The organism is Bacillus sp. FSL K6-1005, assembly GCF_038000225.1.
Classification (GTDB): Bacteria; Bacillota; Bacilli; order Bacillales; family Bacillaceae; genus Bacillus; species Bacillus mojavensis.
In genome coordinates, this window is sequence record NZ_JBBOBP010000001.1 from 2,251,057 (window position 1) to 2,270,683 (window position 19,627).

18 protein-coding genes and 1 other annotated feature are annotated in these 19,627 nt (G+C 42.4%); of the genes, 2 read left to right on the top strand and 16 right to left on the bottom strand.

Going from position 1 to position 19,627, the window contains the following annotated elements; genetic code table 11:
- Window positions 1-29: 29 nt before the first annotated feature.
- The 4 genes from pepF to NST16_RS11915 form a co-directional block, all read right to left on the bottom strand.
- Window positions 30-1,859, bottom strand: a complete 1,830-nt coding sequence (gene pepF, locus NST16_RS11900) for an oligoendopeptidase F (RefSeq protein ID WP_010333752.1) — start codon at window positions 1,857-1,859, stop codon at window positions 30-32.
- Between the two features lie 229 nt (window positions 1,860-2,088).
- Window positions 2,089-3,240: a competence protein CoiA family protein gene (locus NST16_RS11905; protein WP_340886832.1), complete on the bottom strand. Its 1,152-nt coding sequence runs from the start codon at window positions 3,238-3,240 to the stop codon at window positions 2,089-2,091.
- Window positions 3,241-3,397: 157 nt separating this feature from the next.
- Window positions 3,398-4,054 (bottom strand): adaptor protein MecA, encoded by a 657-nt coding sequence (mecA, locus tag NST16_RS11910; protein ID WP_229147846.1) that lies wholly within the window; start codon window positions 4,052-4,054, stop codon window positions 3,398-3,400.
- Entirely contained in the window at window positions 4,036-4,146 is a 111-nt protein-coding gene (locus NST16_RS11915) for a hypothetical protein (RefSeq protein ID WP_128568472.1), read from the bottom strand. Before NST16_RS11915 ends, mecA begins: the two co-directional genes overlap by 19 nt.
- 186 nt (window positions 4,147-4,332) lie before the next feature.
- On the opposite strand from NST16_RS11915, the gene NST16_RS11920 reads away from it, so the two are divergent.
- On the top strand, window positions 4,333-4,989 hold the full coding sequence (locus NST16_RS11920) for a TerC family protein (RefSeq protein ID WP_168747421.1): 657 nt from the start codon (window positions 4,333-4,335) through the stop codon (window positions 4,987-4,989).
- A 42-nt stretch (window positions 4,990-5,031) separates the two neighbouring features.
- Here the strand turns inward: NST16_RS11920 and spx are convergent, their stop codons facing one another.
- From spx to oppA, 8 genes are all read right to left on the bottom strand, one after another.
- Window positions 5,032-5,427 (bottom strand): transcriptional regulator Spx, encoded by a 396-nt coding sequence (gene spx / locus NST16_RS11925; RefSeq protein ID WP_010333748.1) that lies wholly within the window; start codon window positions 5,425-5,427, stop codon window positions 5,032-5,034.
- Window positions 5,428-5,605: 178 nt separating this feature from the next.
- On the bottom strand, window positions 5,606-6,184 hold the full coding sequence (locus NST16_RS11930) for a GNAT family N-acetyltransferase (RefSeq protein ID WP_010333747.1): 579 nt from the start codon (window positions 6,182-6,184) through the stop codon (window positions 5,606-5,608).
- A gap of 166 nt (window positions 6,185-6,350) precedes the next feature.
- Complete coding sequence (locus NST16_RS11935) at window positions 6,351-7,568, bottom strand: MFS transporter (RefSeq protein WP_340888352.1); 1,218 nt, start codon at window positions 7,566-7,568, stop codon at window positions 6,351-6,353.
- Between the two features lie 105 nt (window positions 7,569-7,673).
- Window positions 7,674-8,591, bottom strand: coding sequence for an oligopeptide ABC transporter ATP-binding protein OppF (gene oppF / locus NST16_RS11940; RefSeq protein WP_326330440.1), 918 nt, complete (start codon window positions 8,589-8,591; stop codon window positions 7,674-7,676).
- Window position 8,592: 1 nt separating this feature from the next.
- Window positions 8,593-9,669 (bottom strand): oligopeptide ABC transporter ATP-binding protein OppD, encoded by a 1,077-nt coding sequence (oppD, locus tag NST16_RS11945; RefSeq protein WP_229147844.1) that lies wholly within the window; start codon window positions 9,667-9,669, stop codon window positions 8,593-8,595.
- A gap of 4 nt (window positions 9,670-9,673) precedes the next feature.
- Window positions 9,674-10,591 carry an oligopeptide ABC transporter permease OppC gene (oppC, locus tag NST16_RS11950; protein WP_010333743.1) on the bottom strand — a complete coding sequence of 306 codons (918 nt, stop codon included), beginning with the start codon at window positions 10,589-10,591 and terminating at the stop codon, window positions 9,674-9,676.
- Window positions 10,592-10,594: 3 nt separating this feature from the next.
- Window positions 10,595-11,530 carry an oligopeptide ABC transporter permease OppB gene (gene oppB, locus NST16_RS11955; protein WP_003239289.1) on the bottom strand — a complete coding sequence of 312 codons (936 nt, stop codon included), beginning with the start codon at window positions 11,528-11,530 and terminating at the stop codon, window positions 10,595-10,597.
- A gap of 112 nt (window positions 11,531-11,642) precedes the next feature.
- The gene (gene oppA, locus NST16_RS11960) at window positions 11,643-13,280 is read right to left on the bottom strand and encodes an oligopeptide ABC transporter substrate-binding protein OppA (RefSeq protein ID WP_010333742.1); all 1,638 of its coding nucleotides are present in this window, start codon (window positions 13,278-13,280) and stop codon (window positions 11,643-11,645) included.
- 470 nt (window positions 13,281-13,750) lie between these two features.
- Window positions 13,751-13,962: a binding site (T-box leader), on the top strand.
- A 58-nt stretch (window positions 13,963-14,020) separates the two neighbouring features.
- On the opposite strand from oppA, the gene trpS reads away from it, so the two are divergent.
- Window positions 14,021-15,013 (top strand): tryptophan--tRNA ligase, encoded by a 993-nt coding sequence (gene trpS, locus NST16_RS11965; protein ID WP_010333741.1) that lies wholly within the window; start codon window positions 14,021-14,023, stop codon window positions 15,011-15,013.
- A gap of 40 nt (window positions 15,014-15,053) precedes the next feature.
- Here the strand turns inward: trpS and NST16_RS11970 are convergent, their stop codons facing one another.
- From NST16_RS11970 to NST16_RS11985, 4 genes are all read right to left on the bottom strand, one after another.
- Entirely contained in the window at window positions 15,054-15,806 is a 753-nt protein-coding gene (locus tag NST16_RS11970) for a YjbA family protein (RefSeq protein ID WP_029441208.1), read from the bottom strand.
- Window positions 15,807-16,008: 202 nt separating this feature from the next.
- Entirely contained in the window at window positions 16,009-16,920 is a 912-nt protein-coding gene (gene appC / locus NST16_RS11975) for an oligopeptide ABC transporter permease AppC (protein ID WP_268446768.1), read from the bottom strand.
- A 16-nt stretch (window positions 16,921-16,936) separates the two neighbouring features.
- Window positions 16,937-17,887, bottom strand: coding sequence for an ABC transporter permease (locus tag NST16_RS11980; protein ID WP_229147842.1), 951 nt, complete (start codon window positions 17,885-17,887; stop codon window positions 16,937-16,939).
- Window positions 17,888-17,961: 74 nt separating this feature from the next.
- Complete coding sequence (locus tag NST16_RS11985; protein WP_010333737.1) at window positions 17,962-19,593, bottom strand: peptide-binding protein; 1,632 nt, start codon at window positions 19,591-19,593, stop codon at window positions 17,962-17,964.
- Window positions 19,594-19,627 lie beyond the last annotated feature (34 nt).

The following is a 19,627-nucleotide window of genomic DNA, read 5'->3' on the forward strand; positions in this document are numbered from 1 at the left end:
TGCATCATTTATGCACAGGCCATTTTTTATTAAGACTGCTTTACTTTCAGCAGCAGTTCTTCCATTTCATCAAGCTTTTCCTCAAACATTTTGCACGCAGCTTCAATCGGTTCTGGTGACGTCATATCAACGCCGGCTTTTTTCAGGATGTCGATCGGATATTGTGAGCTGCCCGCTTTCAGGAAGTCAATATAACGGTCAACCGCAGGCTTGCCTTCCTTCAAAATTTGGCTGCTTAACGCCTGTGCAGCACTGTACCCTGTCGCATACTGATACACATAGTAGTTGTAATAGAAATGCGGAATCCGTGACCATTCGAGTCCGATTTCTTTATCAATCACCATGTCGTTTCCGAAATACTTTTTATTCAGATCATAATATACATTGGTCAGAAGCTCAGGTGTCAGCGGCTCCCCTTCTTGTGCTTTTATATGGATAAGATGTTCAAATTCCGCAAACATCGTTTGTCTGAAGACGGTTCCTCTAAAGCCCTCAAGCATGTGGTTGAGAATATATAAACGCTGTTTTTCATCCTCTAAATTGTTCAGCAAATATTCACCAAGCAGTGCTTCGTTTGTCGTAGAAGCAACTTCCGCGACAAAGATGCTGTAATTGCCGTAAGGATATGGCTGGTGTTTTCTCGTATAATAGCTGTGAACAGAGTGGCCGAACTCATGCACTAGCGTAAAGAGATTATTGACGTTATCATGCCAGTTCATTAAAATATACGGATTTGTGCCGTATGTTCCTGAAGAATAAGCGCCGTTGCGTTTCCCTTTATTCTCATAAACATCAACCCAGCGGTTTTCAAGCCCCTCTTTTAAGATAGAGCGATATTCCTCTCCTAAAGGTGCAAGCCCCTTCAGCATATAATCCTTAGCTTGCTCGTACGTAACCTTCATTCCCGCATCCTTCACAAGCGGTGTATACAGATCATAGATATGCACTTCATCCAGCTCAAGCACTTTCTTTCTCAGTGCAATATAACGATGCAGCAGCGGAAGATGCTTGTTAATCGTTTTGATGAGATTGTCGTATACCTCTTCAGGAATACTGTTGTTAGAAAGCGCAGCTTCACGTGCTGACTTGTATTTTTTCATTCTTGCGTAGAAGTTGTCTTTTTTCACAGTCCCGCTCAAGGTAGTCGCCATTGTATTTTTATATTGGCCGTATGTTTTATATACAGCGTCAAACGCATTTTTGCGGACTTCACGGTTTTCACTTTCTAAGAAATTAATAAAATTGCCGTGAGTGATCTGTTTTTCATTTCCCTCTTCATCTTTAATAGATGGGAATGTAATATCGGCATTATTTAACACGCTGAACGTATTTGACGACGATGACAGCACCTCAGAAGCTTCAGCCAGCAGCGCTTCTTCCTTCTCGCTCAGCACGTGCGGTCGTTCCTTTGTGATTTCCTCAATGGCATGAGAGTAAAGCTTCAGCTCTTCTTTTTCAAGAATAAACTGCTGCAGTTTGTCTTCTTCTATGGATAAAATTTCCGGAACAAGATAAGCTGTTGCGCTTGCGGCCTGTGTATACAGATTTCCAGCCTTATCATTAAGTCCCTGATAAAAGGAGTTCCCTGTATCTTGGTCTGAGCGCATATGCGCGTATGTGTAAAGTTTGCCCAAACGCTCCATCACCTTATCCTGGTAAGTAAGGGCTTCGTATAAATGATCGGCTGAATCAGCCAGCTTGCCTTTATACTTAGATAAATCCGGTATTAATTCTTTAACAGCTTGAAATTCTTTATTCCAGGCCTCATCACTAGGAAAAATATCCTCAAGTCTCCATGTGTCCTCTACCTTTACCTCACTTCGGTCAGGCAGTTGATTTGCTTTTTTTTCCTCAGCCATGGTGATCCCCCTCGTTTTCTTTAATTCAAGCCAATTGAAAAAACGGTTGTTTCTCAATAAACTTGTGTTGTGAATATCTTCCGGTTTTTCACTGCCATTTGTCAAATCATATGCAGTTATGAAGAGAACGAATGCCAAAAAAGCAGTAAAAACACGAAAAACCTTTCCTTTTGTGCTTCTCACAACCAGCCCACCACCTTTGTCTTAGGGTGAGCCAAATCAGGAAAACTCATTCGATAAAACAGCTTCTGTCTTTTTCAATGAGATCCTGTAATGATTGGCTGCGCTTTGCGGGCTGATTCAGCACATATACTTCTTTCTGAGTCTCTCTTAAAAATCCCTTCTTGCACAAAAATTCAATGTACTGTTTAACAGCCTCACTGAGACCCTGATCGCTGTATTCTCCTCTGAGTAGAATGTTCTTTTTATGAATGTGTAGTTTGCAGTGCTGCAAAATGGCTGAAAAGCGAATGGGCGCATGTTTATACCCAAGATCCGTAATAAACAGATAAAGATAACCCTGCCATACAAAAACGGGACTCTTGAAAACGGCTCCTTTCTGTACAGGAACAAACACCTCTGTCGGAAGAAAAGAGAGAGGCGTTTGCCGTTTTTCATAAAACAAAAGCCTAAGCCGATTTATATCTTTAGAGAGAAACCGATGAGTTTTGCGGCGAAAACGGAGAATGGCTCCTGTCCAATCTGTGTGCTTAAACGATGAATCCGATTCAGTGAAAAAGAGATCTTCTGCCGCTGCCTGACGGACTGGAATCGTTTGGACGGAGCAGTAAAAATGGGTTGTGTAAAACGGGATGATGTGGCTGAGCCTCAGGAAAGAATGTGTTTTGGGGCAGTAACATAACAGATTGCTGTTCTGACTGGTATTGATAAACTGCCAATGGAAAGCGGACAGCTGGTAAAAGGATGAAGATGTCCGTTTTAAGCGGTTGCCCCCAAGAATCCACCGCGGTATCATTCCTGCTTGTTTGAAACCGGCTGTTCTTTTTTGAAAGACATCAGGAGGGAGAGTCGCGCATTGGTATTCAACAGCAAGCGTATTTCCCTTAACTTTCGCCAAGATGTCGGGCCTTTGTTTAATCTCTTTCACATACGGCTCTAAGAGCGGTGAAGTCTTTTGCGTTTTCAGCCATACATATAGCTGCCGTTTTCCTTCTAAGTGATAGGCGCTCTCAGGTTCTATGTCTATCGTGCAGGACTTGTTCTGTTTATGGGCAAAATGCGGCGCTTTCTGAGACCCTAGCTTCACATCGAGCTCCTCTGCACACACCGGGCAAAAAAACCTGGTCTGCTTTAATTTTTCTCTGCTCTGCCTGCCTATGAGGTGAAAAACTTGACCGTCTTCTGTCACAGCACTAAACAATTGTCATCTCTCCTTTCCAGATTCATCACTCTTTCTGGAAATGACCGATGAACTCCTGTTTGCTGATGTTTTGCCTATATGTATGTTTTTGATTTTCCAGCTTCAATATGTTGTTTTGAAATAGAAAAAAACCGATTTCCGGCAAGAAATCGGTCTGCTATGATGCAAAGTGTTTTTTTATCGTTTCAAGAGCCTGCTCTGACACAACCAGCTTGCCGTATTCTTCAAGTCGGTGTATGCTGATTGAGGATTCAGACGCATACTCCAACAGGATGCTTAGCTGATTTTCAACCTCTTCATCAGTCAAATTGTAAAAATCCACATATAAATAATATCGGTTCTCAAACGAATATAAAGTCGTTTTACTTCCGTTAACGTTTAATTTAGATAGAGAAATTACATCTTCGAAGTCATCAAACCGCAAGACAAATTGTAGCTTTTGTTCCTTCTCTTCCTGATTGACTTCTTGCTCTTCTTTTTGGAAATCATCCAGCAAGGCGTCAAGATCCTCAGATGCTGGTTCTTGCTTTTTATCCTCAGGAATCGGCAGTTCGAGCTTTTGTCCGTCTTTGGAAAGCTGGGCTTTGGTGACGATAATTTCTAATCCTTTGTCCATTGCCTGAACTTGAATCCAAAGAGGGCCTTCAACAGCGAATTCCTCTTCCTCATGAACTTCATCCATAACTTCCCAGAACAGTTCTTCACTGCGCTCACGGTTATACCAAATTTCTTCTCTGTCAAAACCGCGATCTTCAATATCTCCATAAGACATATAAAATTTTACTGTATGCTCGTTTATTCTTTCAATTTCCATTTGCCAACCTTCCCTTCTATATAAGATGTTGAAGGGACATCTAAGCTCCCGATTAATAGTACTTTACTACACTTTACCCATTCCGTCCACATCTTAACCTTGAACCAAGGAAGTGTGAATTCCTTTGTATTTCTATTTTATGATAAATCAGTCACAAAAGAAATAAAAATGCATCTTCGCCCAAAAAATGGCTTGTCTTCCGGCACCGCTATCATAAATTGCGTCCCGCTTCATATATTAGTGGTACAAGCGATGGAACGAAAGCGAGGTGCCGATGCATGGAGCATGACTATCTGATTTCACTGCTGCTTATCGTCGGAATTGATCTGATTCTCGGCGGCGATAATGCAGTCGTGATCGCCATGGCCAGCCGAAATTTGCCGGACAAGCAAAGACAGCAAGCCATTATTCTCGGAACATTTATCGCCGTTGCGATGAGAATCGGATTAACAAGTGCAGCGGTTTATCTTTTGAATATTCCTTTCCTGCAATGTACCGGGGGAATATTCCTTCTATATTTGGGATACCAGCTATTAATTGAAAAAAAAGACGCCCAGCACGTCAAAAGCAGCACCTCTCTATGGAAAGCCATACGAACGATTGTACTCGCAGACCTGTTTATGTCATTGGACAATGTTATTGCTGTCGCAGGAGCTTCGCACGGTGAGCTTTCTCTCGTTATGATTGGTCTGTGTGTATCGGTGCCGGTTATAATTTGGGGCAGCAAACTCATCCACATCGCGCTTGAGAAAATACCGTTATTGATTTATGTGGGAAGCGGATTATTGGCTTATACAGGCGGAGAAATGATTGTCCGGGATCAAAAGCTGTCTTTTTTTATGGCTCAGCACGGCACGGTTGAAGCGCTTCTCCCCATTTTAACTGTCGTCTTTGTGATCCTTGCCAGCATTTATTATCAGCAGGTTGAAAAATAAAAGAAGGCTGATGTCTCAGCCTTCTTTTTAACGTGCGATCTATTAGTTTGCCAAACGCTGTGCTTCTCTTAATTGGAAAGAGCGGACTTTTCTTGGCAAGAAACGTCTGATTTCGTCTTCGTTGTATCCTACCTGCAAACGTTTTTCATCGATGATGATCGGACGGCGAAGCAAACCTGGGTGCTCGTTGATCAAGAGGTACAAGTCTTGCAGCGGCATTGATTCAACGTTCACATTCAATTTTTGGAATACTTTTGAACGGGTTGAGATGATCTCATCTGTTCCGTCCTCAGTCATTCTTAAGATTTGTTTTATTTCATCAATTGATAAAGGTTCAGAGAAAATGTTTCTTTCTACGTACGGAATCTCATGCTCCTCGAGCCACGCTCTCGCCTTTCTGCATGAAGTACAGCTTGGTGATGTGTATAATGTAACCATTCATCTTCACTCCTCTAATTAGTAGGATGAACATCTATTTTATTCTTAAATTGAAATTACTCTAAAAAAGGAATCTTTATAGGTATTATACTATAAAAAAGTAAGTGTGAACAGTGTCCTAAGAAAAAAATGTGTCAATCCAGCAAATTTTATTTTATTCATGTGTTTGCATTCTCAATTAGCTTAACTCATCGAAAATATTTTTTTGCTTTTCTTCATCAATGAGTGTCAGGACTTCATCCGTTTTTTCGTATGATTCCCCGTACCATTTCTCATCTTTATAAGTATGAATGTTTTCATATGTCTGTTTCATGGCTTCAAGAATCTCTTCTTCTGATTCTGTTTTCGGTGACCAGTACAGAATCTCCATCTTATTGACTTCATTCGTAGCCAATGACCGGCGCCGGTACCCAATTGACTGAGCATGCTTAAAATGCTCTCTTTGATAGAATCTCAGGCGTTTTTCTGTATCAGCATCATCTTCATCCACAGGCTCCACCTCAAGCAATATCGGCTTATTTTTCTTTTTCAGCTTGGCAATCAGTTTGCCGCCAAGCCCTTGCCCTCTTGCATCTTTTGATACATACAGATAATCAACGAAGATAAAAGATTCAAATTCCGCAAACATTAAAATATGATGCTTGCCTTCATCTTTATGATAAATATCGCTTCGCTCTTTCAAAAGAGCTTCCATATGCGCTTTTGATTTCAATTCTTCAATTGGAAAGTACTCGCTAAGCTTTTCGTACCAGTTCATTGATTTGCTCCTTATGAGTTCGTTGTCTTCATACTTTTAGATATACCCCATTTCTTCTTGTTTAAACAGCCTTACATCTATAAAGACGTACGAACTTTCCGCATGGTTTCATTTTTTTTCAGCAAGTAAGGCAATTCGTCGTTCCAACGGAGATGTTTGATCATGCTCAATTCGCGTGTCTCTCCCGTTTGTAATGACACAGGCCGGGCTGCGCCAACGCAATCAAAAAAGTCATGCCATATAATACAGCCGCCGAAATAAAAGCTGTTTTTGCACCGGCAGCATCAGTCAGCAGCCCCATGATGGAATAGGTAACACCAGACCAAGGAGTCAACAGCGCGTTTTTGGCAGCCATTATCCCGATGCGCTTATGTGCCGGAATGACCTCCTGCAATACGGTTTCCTGACATATATCTCTGACTTGATAAAAAGGGCCCATCGCCGCGCAAGCCAGGGCGCATAAAAACGGCAAGGGAGAAACCGCAAAGAGGAATGTCAGCACTGCCATCACAAGTGAGCTGAATATAATCGCGTACCCCATATTTTGCTCAAAACATGCAGAAAAATGGATGGCGATGACACTGCCGATCATAGCACCAATAAAATAACAAGCGTTAAAGATTCCCCACCACACTTCTGTTTCATGCAGAACCGCCACTGTAAAAGCCAAAAGAATAGCGGATGACCAAACTGAGCCGGCAAGAGCTTCTATCATGTCCATTGCAGTGATGTCTCTTACAATCGGGGTTGTCATCAAATCCTTCCATACACTTCTTGCAGATGCTGTTTCAGCTGTTCTTTTCGTTCTTGCATCGTTCACATGAAGCAGGCTGATGACAGCTCCGGAAAAGACAAACAGGCAAATGGCACTGCCGACAACAAACTCAAAAGGTGCAGCAAATGTCAGAAGACCTCCAAGTCCCCAGCCAGCTGTTAAAAACAATTGATTAGCGAGTGAAATCACACCGTTTGCTTTCACGTAATGCTCTTTTGAAACAATAACAGGCAGCAGCGCGAACCTTGCCGGCTGAAAAAAGGCGCCAGAAAATGAAAAACAAAAAACAAACAGCAGCGTCATGATATAGAAGGCAATTCCATCTTGGCTGACACTGTATGCGATTAGCAATGCAAAGACCGCTCTCAGCAGACTTGCACCGGCAAGCACCTTTTTAAAACCAAGCTTATGGAGTACACCCGAAATGCAAAAGCTTGCCGCAACACTTGCAAACGACATGAAGGATAAAATAAGACCCGAAAAAAAGACAGAGTCGGTCATTTGATAGACCCTTACCATTAAAACGATTGTCACCAGGACTCCAGCTAAAGATTGCAGAGATTGCGACAGAAGCAGTGCAAAGACATTTTTCTGACGAAGAATTTGAATAGTGTCCGCCTCCGTTTTTCCTTTAATTGTAAAAGATGTGACTCTTACTTTCTATCATCCTATATAAAAAATCCTTCAAAACATTTGTTTTGAAGGATTTTCAACTTATGAATAGGCTTTAAATTCTTCTTCCGTGCACATAACAAAATGACCTGGTTTTACTTCACGGAATTCCATCTTTTCTCCATCCTTTAACCGATGCACGGATACATCGTATTTTTGGCGGACACGATTTCTCTCATAATCCGGATCAGGAAGCGGAATGGCAGAAAGCAATGATTTTGTATACGGGTGTAGCGGGTTTTCGTAAAGTTCATCTGCCGGCGCAAGCTCAACCAGCTTACCGAAATACATCACTCCGATACGGTCGCTGATGTATTTGACCATCGATAAATCGTGGGCAATAAACAGGTATGTGAGCCCTTTTTCTTTTTGCAGTTCTTTCATTAAATTCACGACCTGCGCTTGAATGGATACATCCAAAGCGGAAATTGGCTCATCTGCAATAATGAATTCCGGATCTACAGCAAGAGCTCTCGCAATCCCGATTCTTTGCCGCTGACCGCCGGAAAATTCATGCGGATAACGGTTGGCATGCTCCTTGTTTAAACCGACTGTTTGCAGGAGCTCATGAACCCGCTGCATACGCTCTTTCTTCGTTTTCGTCAGCTTATGAATATCAAGGCCTTCTGCAATAATGTCTGCGACTGTCATTCTCGGATTCAGCGATGCATATGGGTCCTGGAAAATCATTTGCATTTTGCGGTTGAATTCGAGCAGCTTTTTACGGGATTTTTTACCGTGAACATTTTCACCGTTAAACAGCACCTCGCCATCGGTTGCTTCGTATAGCCGAATGATACTTCGGCCTGTTGTCGATTTACCGCAGCCGGATTCACCAACCAGACCTAATGTTTCGCCCCTATAGATATCAAACGACAGGTCATCTACGGCTTTAACCGTTCCTCTCGGCGTAACAAAGTGCTGTTTTAAATGTTTGATTTCTAATAGTTTCTCACTCAATTTATTCACCTTCTCTCACTAAGACAGGTTTTTGATACGTATTCGCCAGCGTCCGCATTTTCGCTTTAACCGCTTCAGGCGGCTCTACCTTTGGCGCATCAGGATGAAGCAGCCACGATTTCACATAATGAGTATCGGAAACCTTAAACATTGGCGGCTCCTGTTCAAAATCAATTTTCATCGCATATGGACTCCGGAGCGCAAAGGCATCTCCTTTTGGAGGATTTGTCAAATCAGGCGGCGTGCCAGGGATTGCTGTCAGCTGTTCGTCTCCTGAGCTTTCAAGTGTCGGCATAGACGCCAGTAGCCCCCAAGTATACGGATGTCTCGGATCGTAGAAAATTTCGTCTACCGTTCCGGTTTCTACAATCTGTCCCGCATACATCACGGCAACCCTGTCGGCTACGTTAGCAACAACACCGAGATCGTGAGTGATAAAGATGATGGACGTATCAATTTTCTTTTGCAATTCTTTCATCAATTCAAGAATCTGTGCTTGGATGGTCACGTCAAGAGCAGTTGTCGGCTCATCGGCAATTAACAGCTTCGGATTCGCCGCAAGTGCCATCGCAATGACGACACGCTGTCTCATCCCGCCTGAAAACTCGTGCGGAAATTGGTTGACCCGTTTTTCCGGCATTGGGATACCTACTAAATCCAGCAGCTCAACAGCACGCTTTTTCGCAGCTTCCTTTGAAATGTTTTCGTGTTTAAAAAGCACTTCTGTAATTTGCTTGCCGACTTTCATTGTCGGATTTAAAGAGGTCATCGGATCTTGGAATATCATTCCGATCTCTTTCCCCCGTACATTTTGCATCTCTTTTTCGGAAAGCGGCACTAAATCCTTGCCGTCAAATAAAATCTCACCGCGTTTAAAATAACCCGGGGGCATCGGAATCAGCTTCATGATTGCTTGAGATGTCACACTTTTTCCAGAGCCTGACTCCCCGACGATTGCCAATGTTTCGCCTTTATCCAGATGAAAATTCACTCCGCGGATCGCCTGGACCTCTCCGCCGTATGTTTTAAATGAAATCGCTAAATCTTTTACTTCTAATAGGCGTGTCACCCGTATCACTCCCTTATTTACGTAACTTAGGATCCAATGCGTCTCTTAATCCGTCGCCGACAACGTTAAAACCAAACATGGTAATGCAGATAAAACCGGCAGGGAAAAACAAACGCCACGGATAATAGGTCAATGCAGGCAATCCGTCAGAAGCCATCGTTCCCCAGCTTGCAAGAGGAGCCGGAACACCAAGTCCTAAATAGCTTAAAAAGGCTTCTGTAAAAATCGCGGTTGGAACAGTTAGTGTCATCGTGACTAAAATAGAGCCCATTGCGTTCGGCACGATATGTTTAAACAGCAGACGGGATGTTTTTGCCCCGAGTGTCTGCGACGCAAGCACGTATTCCTGATTCTTCAGCTGCAGCACTTGGCCGCGGACGATTCTGGCCATGTTAATCCAGCCCGTAATCGTCATGGCAATAATAATCGTTAACAGCCCTTTCGGAAGAACGACCATCAGCAGGATAACCATTAATAAAGAAGGAACAGCCCAAAGGATATCTGCGATACGCATCATAATCTCATCTGTTCTGCCTCCGCGGAACCCTGAAATACTGCCCCAAATCACACCAATCAGCAAGTCAAGAACAGCGGCTGCGACACCGATAAAGATTGAAATTCGGGCACCTACCCATGTACGGACGAAAATGTCCCTTCCAAGATCATCAGTCCCGAACCAGTGATCTTTTGAAGGCGGCTTATCCGCATTTAAGAGATTGGTAGTCGAATAATCATATTTTGAGAAAATAGGTGCAAAAATCGCCATTAGAATAATGAGAATAATAATAACAAGCCCGACCATCGCAAGCTTATTGCTGCGGAAACGTAGCATCGCATCTTTCCAGAGGGAAAGGCTCTTTTTACTTATTTTCTCAGCATCGCCGGCATTCGCTGCGGCTGGTTCAAACATGTTTTTTGGAATGTTCTGCATGGCCTAGGCTCCTTTCTTTGCTTTGGAAAGCTTGATTCTTGGATCAATAATGCCGTATAACACGTCTACGATTAATACACATAAAAGCAGGATGACACTGAAGAACACAGTTACACCCATAATGACTGTATAATCACGGTTTGTAATACTGTTAACAAAGTGTGCACCAAGCCCCGGTATACCAAAAATGGTTTCAATGATAAAGCTTCCGGTTAAAACTTGAGCGGCCATAGGGCCCATATATGTAACGACAGGCAACAGCGCGTTTCGGATGGCATGTCGCACTGTAACTGCAGGACGTGACAGTCCTTTTGCTTTCGCTGTGCGAATATAATCACTGTTTAACACTTCGATCATGCTTGAACGGGAAAGTCTGGCAATAAACGCCATCGGCATGGAAGCAAGAGCGATGGAAGGCAGAAAGGTGTATGCCCAGGACTCCCACCCCGCGACCGGAAACAGCCCAAGCTTCATGGAGAACACATATTGCAGCACAGCCGCCATGATAAAGCTCGGAACTGAAATACCAAAGATCGTTAAAATCGCGACGGTATAATCCTGCCACTTATTATGGTAAAGGGCTGCAATGACCCCAAACAATACACCTAATGCTAAAGCGAGGAGAATAGCTTCTGCTCCAAGAGTGAATGAAACGGGGAAACCTGAACTGATCAGGTCATTGACACTCTGACCTTTATATTTAAATGACGGTCCGAAATCCCACATTGCAACTGATTTCAAATAACTTACATATTGTACAAACAGCGGCTTGTCCAAGCCATAATGCGCATTTAAGTTTGCTTCAATTTCAGGCGGAAGCTTTTTCTCACCTGAAAATGGCCCGCCCGGTGCTGCTTGCATTAAGAAGAATGTCACGGTTACAATCACAAATAATGTGATGATCATATAGACTAAACGTCTTCCGATATATTTTAGCAAGGGGGAACACCTCCATGGTTTTTACTTTTTTTATATTCCATCAGTAAGAAAGAAAGGTATATGGGGCTTTTTTCCCCATATACCTTGAGGTCTTTTATTTTCAGATAAAGCCTTATTTAAAATATGCGTTTCTGAAATAAACCTCACCAGTACCTGGCATGATAACACCTTTTAGGTTTTCATCCTGTACCCATGTATCAGTGTAGAAATAGATTGGGGCAACCGGCATTTCATCAATGAAAATATTCTCTGCTTTTTTCAGCAGCTCTGCACGTTTTGTTTTATCTGTTTCAGTTTGTGACTGGTTCAGAAGCTTTTTGAATTCTGGATTTTCCCAGCCGGTATCGTTATTTCCTCCGTCTTTGTCACGGAACAGCTCAAGGAAGTTAATCGGATCGTTGAAGTCGCCAAGCCAGCCCATACGGCCGACTTGATAATCTTGGCTGTGAAGCTTATCAATATATACATTCCATTCTGAGTTATCAAGCTCAATATTAACGCCTAAATTTTTCTTCCACATTTCTTGCACTGCTTGAGCGATTTTTGCATGTGCATCATCAGTGTTATAAGATAATTTGATTTTCGGCAGGTCAGATGCCTTGCTTAAGCCCATTTCTTTCAGGCCTTTTTCAAGGTATTCTTTTGCCGTTTTGACATCGTTGTCTTTGAAGTAGCCTTCTTTGTTATCTTCAAATCCTTTCATTGTCGGCGGAACTGCGGCCATAGCCGGGATTTGCTCACCTTGTGTAACGTTTTTAACAATCGATTGGCGGTCAATTGCATATGTTAAAGCTTTACGGATATTTATGTTGTCTAACGGCTTCGCTTCAGTGTTAAATTTGTACCAATACACACCTGCAATCGGCTCAACATGTAAAGAACCGTCTTTTTTCAAGCTAGGCAGAGATTCAGTCGGAAGCTGTCCGAGCGGCATACCGGCCCAATCAAGTTCACCAGCTTGGAATTTTTTCAGTTCCGTATTGTTGTTGTTGATCATAACCATATTGATTTTCTTCAGTTTGACTTTGTCTTTATCCCAGTATTGATCATTCTTTTCAAGATCGATAGATCCGCTGTGTTTCCATGCCGTCATCTTAAATGGTCCGTTTGACACGTAATCATCTCCGGCATCTGTGTTCCATTTTTTGTTTTTCTCTGCAATCTTTTTGTTAATCGGCATATAAGTATAAAATGCTGTTAATTCAGTGAAGTATGGAGTCGGGTTGTTTAGTTCAACCTTTAATGTTTTATCGTTTTCAGCTTTCACTGCCACATCATCAAGGCTGCCTTTACCGGTATTTGCCGCCTCAGCACCTTTTATGTAGTAGAGCTGGTAAGCGTATTGTGATTCGTTATTAGGATCAAGCGCCCATTTCCATGCATATTCAAAATCTTGCGCTGTGACAGGGTCGCCATTTGACCACTTTGCACCATCACGAATCGTAAACGTATAGGTTTTTCCATCTTTGCTTGTTTCAATTTTAGAGGCTGCGCCTTCTTCAGGCTCACCATCTGCATTAATACGTGTCAATCCTTCAAAAGTCTGACGGATAACACCGCCTGATACCGAGTCATTTGCCAATCCCGGATGTAAGGAGAACGGCTCAGTTTTAATATTAATGTTAAGAGTTGTCTTCCCTTTGCTGTCTTTTTTCCCATCACCGTTTGAACCGCTGCCGCCAAAGCCGCATGCGCTCAGTACGAGAGTGAAAATGAGCATTAACGTGACAATCGACCAACGTTTTTTCATATCCACAAACCCCCTAATAATCATTTTTCAGCTCCTTACGGCTAAATCCTCAGAAATATCAGACAAATGAACCTGAATTTGCATAACTTTTATTCTGTTCCGTCTTTTCTGATTATTTTTGTAAAAAAGCTGTAACAATAGAGTGAACAAGTTCATTATAATGAAACAAATTCTTTATTGCAATATTATTTTATCAATTTAAAATTTTTAAACTTCGTTAGTTTTTCTGCCAATAACGCGATATCCTTCTACCGTTTAAAGCATAAATTGATTAAAAACTATTGTAGGAGTTTCCAATCCATATTGCTTTATACATATAATATCTAGCTGTTTAACCGCTGAGAGCAGTTATCATTTGGGCGATTTACGGCTGTTCTATTATTTATATCATTACAATTTTCATGCAAAAAGAATGTTTTTTCAGGATGACAATTGGTTATAATTGATTTATAATGAAGCAATCAAAAGAAAAGCTTGCTATGAAAAAGAGTAGTACACATTTCACCCGTTTGAAGAGAGTCTGCGGTGCTGGGAGCAGATAACGGGCAATGTGGAATGGACTTTGGAGCAGCTGACCGAACCAAAAAGTAGGCTCAGCCGGAGCAGTCTCCGTTACAAACGCCAGAGTGATTCCATTTTAATGGAATAATCAGGGTGGTACCACGGTTCATTCGTCCCTTTTTTACAGGGGAAGAATGAGCCTTTTTTATTATGTTTTAAGAAATGAGGTTGATTTTCCAATGAAACAGACGATTTTTTCAGGCATCCAGCCGAGCGGTTCCGTTACACTCGGCAACTACATCGGTGCAATGAAGCAGTTTGTCGAACTCCAGCATGATTATAACAGCTATTTTTGCATCGTAGACCAGCATGCAATCACAGTTCCTCAGGATCGGCTTCAGCTGAGAAAAAATATCCGCAGTTTGGCGGCGCTTTATCTAGCTGTCGGTCTCGACCCTGAAAAGGCAACGCTGTTTATTCAATCAGAGGTTCCCGCACATGCACAGGCCGGTTGGATGATGCAGTGCGTCGCTTATATCGGCGAGCTTGAGCGAATGACTCAATTTAAGGACAAGTCAAATGGAAAAGAAGCAGTTGTCTCGGGCCTGTTAACATACCCGCCGCTGATGGCTGCAGATATTCTGCTGTACGGTACAGATCTTGTGCCTGTCGGCGAGGATCAAAAGCAGCATCTTGAGCTGACACGAAACCTTGCAGAGCGATTTAACAAAAAATATAACGACATCTTTACAATTCCCGAAGTGAAGATTCCAAAAGTAGGCGCTCGGATCATGTCTCTGACTGACCCGCTGAAGAAAATGAGTAAATCTGATCCGAACCAGAAATCTTTTATAACATTGCTGGACGAACCAAAGCAGCTTGAAAAGAAAATCAAAAGCGCTGTGACAGATTCTGAAGGTATTGTAAAATTTGATAAAGAAAACAAACCTGGCGTTTCCAATCTACTTACGATTTATTCAATTCTCGGCAATACGACGATTGAAGAGCTTGAAGCGAAATACGAAGGAAAAGGCTATGGCGAGTTCAAAGGTGATTTGGCAGAAGTGGTAGTCGGTGCATTGAAGCCAATTCAAGACCGTTATCATGAACTGATTGAATCCGAAGAATTAGACCGGATTCTTGATGAAGGCGCTGAGCGGGCGAACCGGACAGCGAACAAAATGCTCAAAAAAATGGAAAACGCCATGGGTCTTGGCCGAAAAAGACGCTAATCAAAAAACCGCTCTTGCGATTTGCAAAGAGCGGCTTTTTTTAGTTTACCTTTGATTCATTTTCCATTTCCCAAAGCTTCTCGAAAAAAGGCTGTCCTTTGATCAGATTTTCGCAAAAAGCCAAATGCTTGTCCGACCAGCCTTCAATTGTTTCGTTATACAGCATGTCCCAAATCTCTTCAAAGCTCATCCGTTTGATTTGTTCATACATATGCGGGTTCCACTCTGTGTACCAGTAGCCGATCTCCGCACGGTTTTTCAGCCCTTTTAATTGATCCAGCGCCATAAACATAAGCTGCTTAATTTGCCGCTCTTTTCTCGTTAATCCTCTGACGTGCTCTGGTGCCAATGATAAGATATGATATTCTTTTGAGGACTCCAGCTTCTTCGGCTCAAATTCATACGTTTCCGGCTCTACATCTTTCACCATTTCATACACAAGCTGCTCCTGCCGCGGGATAAGGCGGCTTTTTCTGACAGGGATCGTGTAGCCGATTGTATCAACAGCCAAAATGCCGATTCCGTCTGTCACAACAAAACAATACTCCAGCTTTGTGCGTTCATGATTTTTGCGGATGTACGATTTTTGATGAACCTCTTCAAGCAAATCTTTCGGAAGCTCTGACAAATCGTTTTCTATGTAATGAAACAATACTGACGGCACCCTTAAGAGAGGCACCTGATCCAAAAGCTCAACCGTATCTTCCTTGCGCCATTCATGAAAGTGGCATACATTGTAGCCATTTTCTTCCCCTTCAAACCAATTGACCCACACATCATGAAGAAATAACATCTCTAACCCCTCACTTTATAAAAACTGTTGTCCACAGTATAGGCAAGGTGCAGAGAAATTATTCCATAGAGATTGAGGAAATCTGGAATAACTGGGTTTCTGTTATGATCACAAAAAGCAGACTTCCTCGTATATTTTCTGACAAAGGAAATCTGCTTACTTCAGGAATTCGTTACATTTTCTAACGAACAAGATTTTCATTTTATTTAATATTTTTAGGATCAAGAGCATCCCGCAAACCGTCTCCGACAAAGTTGAAGCACAGCACAGTAATTAAAATAAATAGCCCGGGAAATAATGGGTACCACCATGCTTGAATCATCACCGTGAAATTTTGTGCGTCTTGAAGCATATTTCCCCAGCTTGCGATTGGCGGCTGAATCCCGAAGCCTAAGTAGCTCAGCGCGGACTCAGCGAGAATGACTGAGCCTACCTTTAATGTTGCTGACACAATAATCGGTCCTAACGCATTGGGGAGAATATGTGAAAAGATAATTTTGTGCGTCTTCGTTCCGATTGTTTTAGCAGCCAGAACGTATTCCCTTGAACGAAGCGATAGAAACTCTCCTCTTACCAATCGTGCCGTTGTTGTCCAGCCGGTGAGACAGAAAATTAAAATTAGTTTGTCCACGCCAGGCTTGAAAATGGTAACCAGCGTGATCAGCAAGAAAATATCCGGAATGGATAATACAATGTCGACTAAACGCATAATGACAGCGTCGACTAATCCTCTGAAATAACCTGCTAACGCCCCTAATACAGTTCCGATTAAAATAGAACCGACTACAGAAGCAAAACCGACCAATAAAGAGACTCGCGCTCCATACAAAATCCGGCTGAAAATATCGCGGCCGAATTTATCCGTTCCCATTAAATGTTCAAGGCCCGGCGCTTTATACTTATCAAGCAGGCTTTGCTGCTCTTGGGGGTAAGGTGCAATCAAAGGAGCGAAAACAGCCGACATAACAATGATAAATAGAATGACGGCACCTAGAATGGCCAGCTTGTTTTTCGAGAATTTCTCCCAGAAGATCTTGGTCATCGTCTCTGGTTTTTTCGAAATGTTTTCTTTTAGTCTGATCTCCGGCGAGGGAGTTGTTTGCAGCTCTGACATCTCTGTTTCCCTCCTCTTAATATTCGATCCGCGGATCAACAATCGCGTAAAGGATGTCTGCAATGAGGTTTCCGATCACGACAAGCACTGCCGAAATTACGGTCATTGCCATAATAACCGGATAATCACGCTGGAATGCTGAATCGACAAACAGTTTTCCCAGCCCCGGCCAAGTGAAAATCTGCTCTACAACAACCGCTCCGCCGATAAATGAGGGAATCATTAAACCGAAGATCGTAATAACAGGCAATAGCGCATTCCGCAAGCCATGCTTAAATAGCACGCGATTTTCTTTAAAGCCTTTTGATCTGGCTGTTCGGATATAGTCTTGATTTAACACATCAAGCATGTTTGACCTTGTATATCTCGTTAAGCCAGCCATATCTGCCGTAGCTAACACAAATGCGGGTAATAACAAATGATGAATCCGGTCTAATAAGCTAAAATCTGTGTTAAGAGTAGCGACTCCCCCAGTTGGGAACCAGCCGAGGTTCACAGCAAACACCATAATTAAAATCAGACCGAACCAAAAGTTCGGAATGGCTAAACCGATAAATGAAGTAAATGTAATGCCATAATCCAGTTTTGAATAAGGTTTTTTTGCAGAAATCACGCCAAATGGGATTGAAATGATCAGCGCCAAAATCGTCGACACCAGCATAAGGAGGAGTGTGTTAGGCAGCCTTGCTATAATCAGCTCTGAAACAGGCGTTCCTTTTCTGATAATGGACGTCCCGAAATCCCCTTGAACCATATTGCCGAGCCATTTTAAATATTGAACGTATTCCGGGTCATTCAGGCCATATTTTTCAATAAACTGCTCTCTGTCTGCCTGGCTGATGGTAGGGTCCATCATAAGCGTCATCGGATCTCCGGGAGCCGCTTTCATAATGACAAAAGACAAAATTGTAATTCCTAATAAGATAGGAATTGAAGCTAATGTTCTTCGAATGATATATGTAACCATATTCTTGTCCCCTTTGTGGTTCTTTTTCAATATAGAAGGGGAAGGAAATTCGCTCCCTCCCCTTCAAGGGAAAATTATTGGGCAAGCCACCATTTTTCAATCTGATATAGTTCACGTTTCGGATGATACACATAACCCTCTAAGTTAGCTGGCATCGCCATATGGTTGTTCGGATAATAAAGGAAGGTGTACGGCTGATCTTCAGCAAGCTTTTGGTAAATCTTCTCATAGGCTTTAGAGTATTCCTCACGGTCACTGATCGATTTTGCAGCTTTCAGAAGTTTATCGACCTCTGGATTTTTATACCACATGTTATTTAAGCCTTTTTCAGACTGGCTTGAATGGAAAATATCGTAATGATCCGGGAATGTGGACAGGCTCCATCCTAATACCATTGCGTCATAGTCCCAATTAGGGGCGCTGGTTTGCTCAACAAGCGCACTCCATTCCACGATTTGCGGCGTTACTTTAATACCGACTTTCTTCAGCTGCTCTTGAACAACAACTGCAATATCTTCACGCACCTTATTTCCTTGGTTCGTTTTCAGGGTAAACTCGAATTTTTTGCCGTCTTTATCTAAGATGCCGTCACCGTCAGTATCTTCCCAGCCGGCTTCTTTCAGCATCTTCTTCGCTTTTTTCACATTGTATTTAAATTTAGGCACTTCTACGCCTTTCGGATAGTTCCAGGAAGCCGGACTTTCCGGGATATAAGCGACCTCTCCGTCGCCATCCAATACAGTTTCAACCATCGTTTCACGGTCTAACGCAGTGGTAAGCGCCTGGCGCACTTTTTTGTCTTTAAAGAGCTCGTTTTTCTCATTCCAGCCGATATATGAATAGCTCAGCGCCAAGTCTGTTACAACCTTGACATTATTAAACGATTCAGCTGTCTTATAATCAGTTGACGGAACGTTAAAGAAATCAATATCCCCCGCTTGAAGCTGGGCAACCGCAGCATTGGCATCAGGAATGATTTTATACGTCACACTGTCTAAATACGGACGCCCGTCATAGTAATCATCATTGGCAACGAGCTTCACGTATTGTCCATCTTTCCATTCTTTAAATTTGAAAGGCCCTGAGCCGATCGGATTTTTTCTGTTAAATTCATTATCTTCAAGCTGCGCAACAGGTACATCTTTTAAAATATGCTCAGGAAGAATGCCGTAGCTGTCCAACGTATTGTTATAGAAGTTAGGGTCTTTGTATTTCAGGGTAAATAAAACCTCGTAATCTCCCTTTTTCTCTACTGACTTCAGCATCTCAAAGTTAGAGCCGCGCTCACCTTTGTAATCCTTGTTCAGCGGGATGTTAAACGTAAATACTACATCGTCGGCAGTAAGTTCTTCTCCGTCATGGAACTTCACGCCTTTTTTGATTTTTACATCATATTTCAGTCCGCCATCCAGCTCTTTGACACTCTCAGCCAATGACATTTTGACATTTAATTTTTCATCTGTTTTTGTTAAAAAGCTATAAATCATTTGTTCAATATCCGTACTCGATTCATCAGTTGAATATAATGAGTTGAAAAGTGTCGGAGCACCGATTGAACCCACAACCAAATCCCCGCCTTGCTGCGGTTTTCCGTTTGATTTTTTCTCACTGCTGCTGCTCGATTTTGATCCCGAGCAGGCCGATAAAAAGATGGCCATCACCATCAATACACTTAGCATCATCAGTGCGGTTTTACGTCTTTTCATTCCATATTCCCCCTCTTGAAATGGTCGTTCTTCT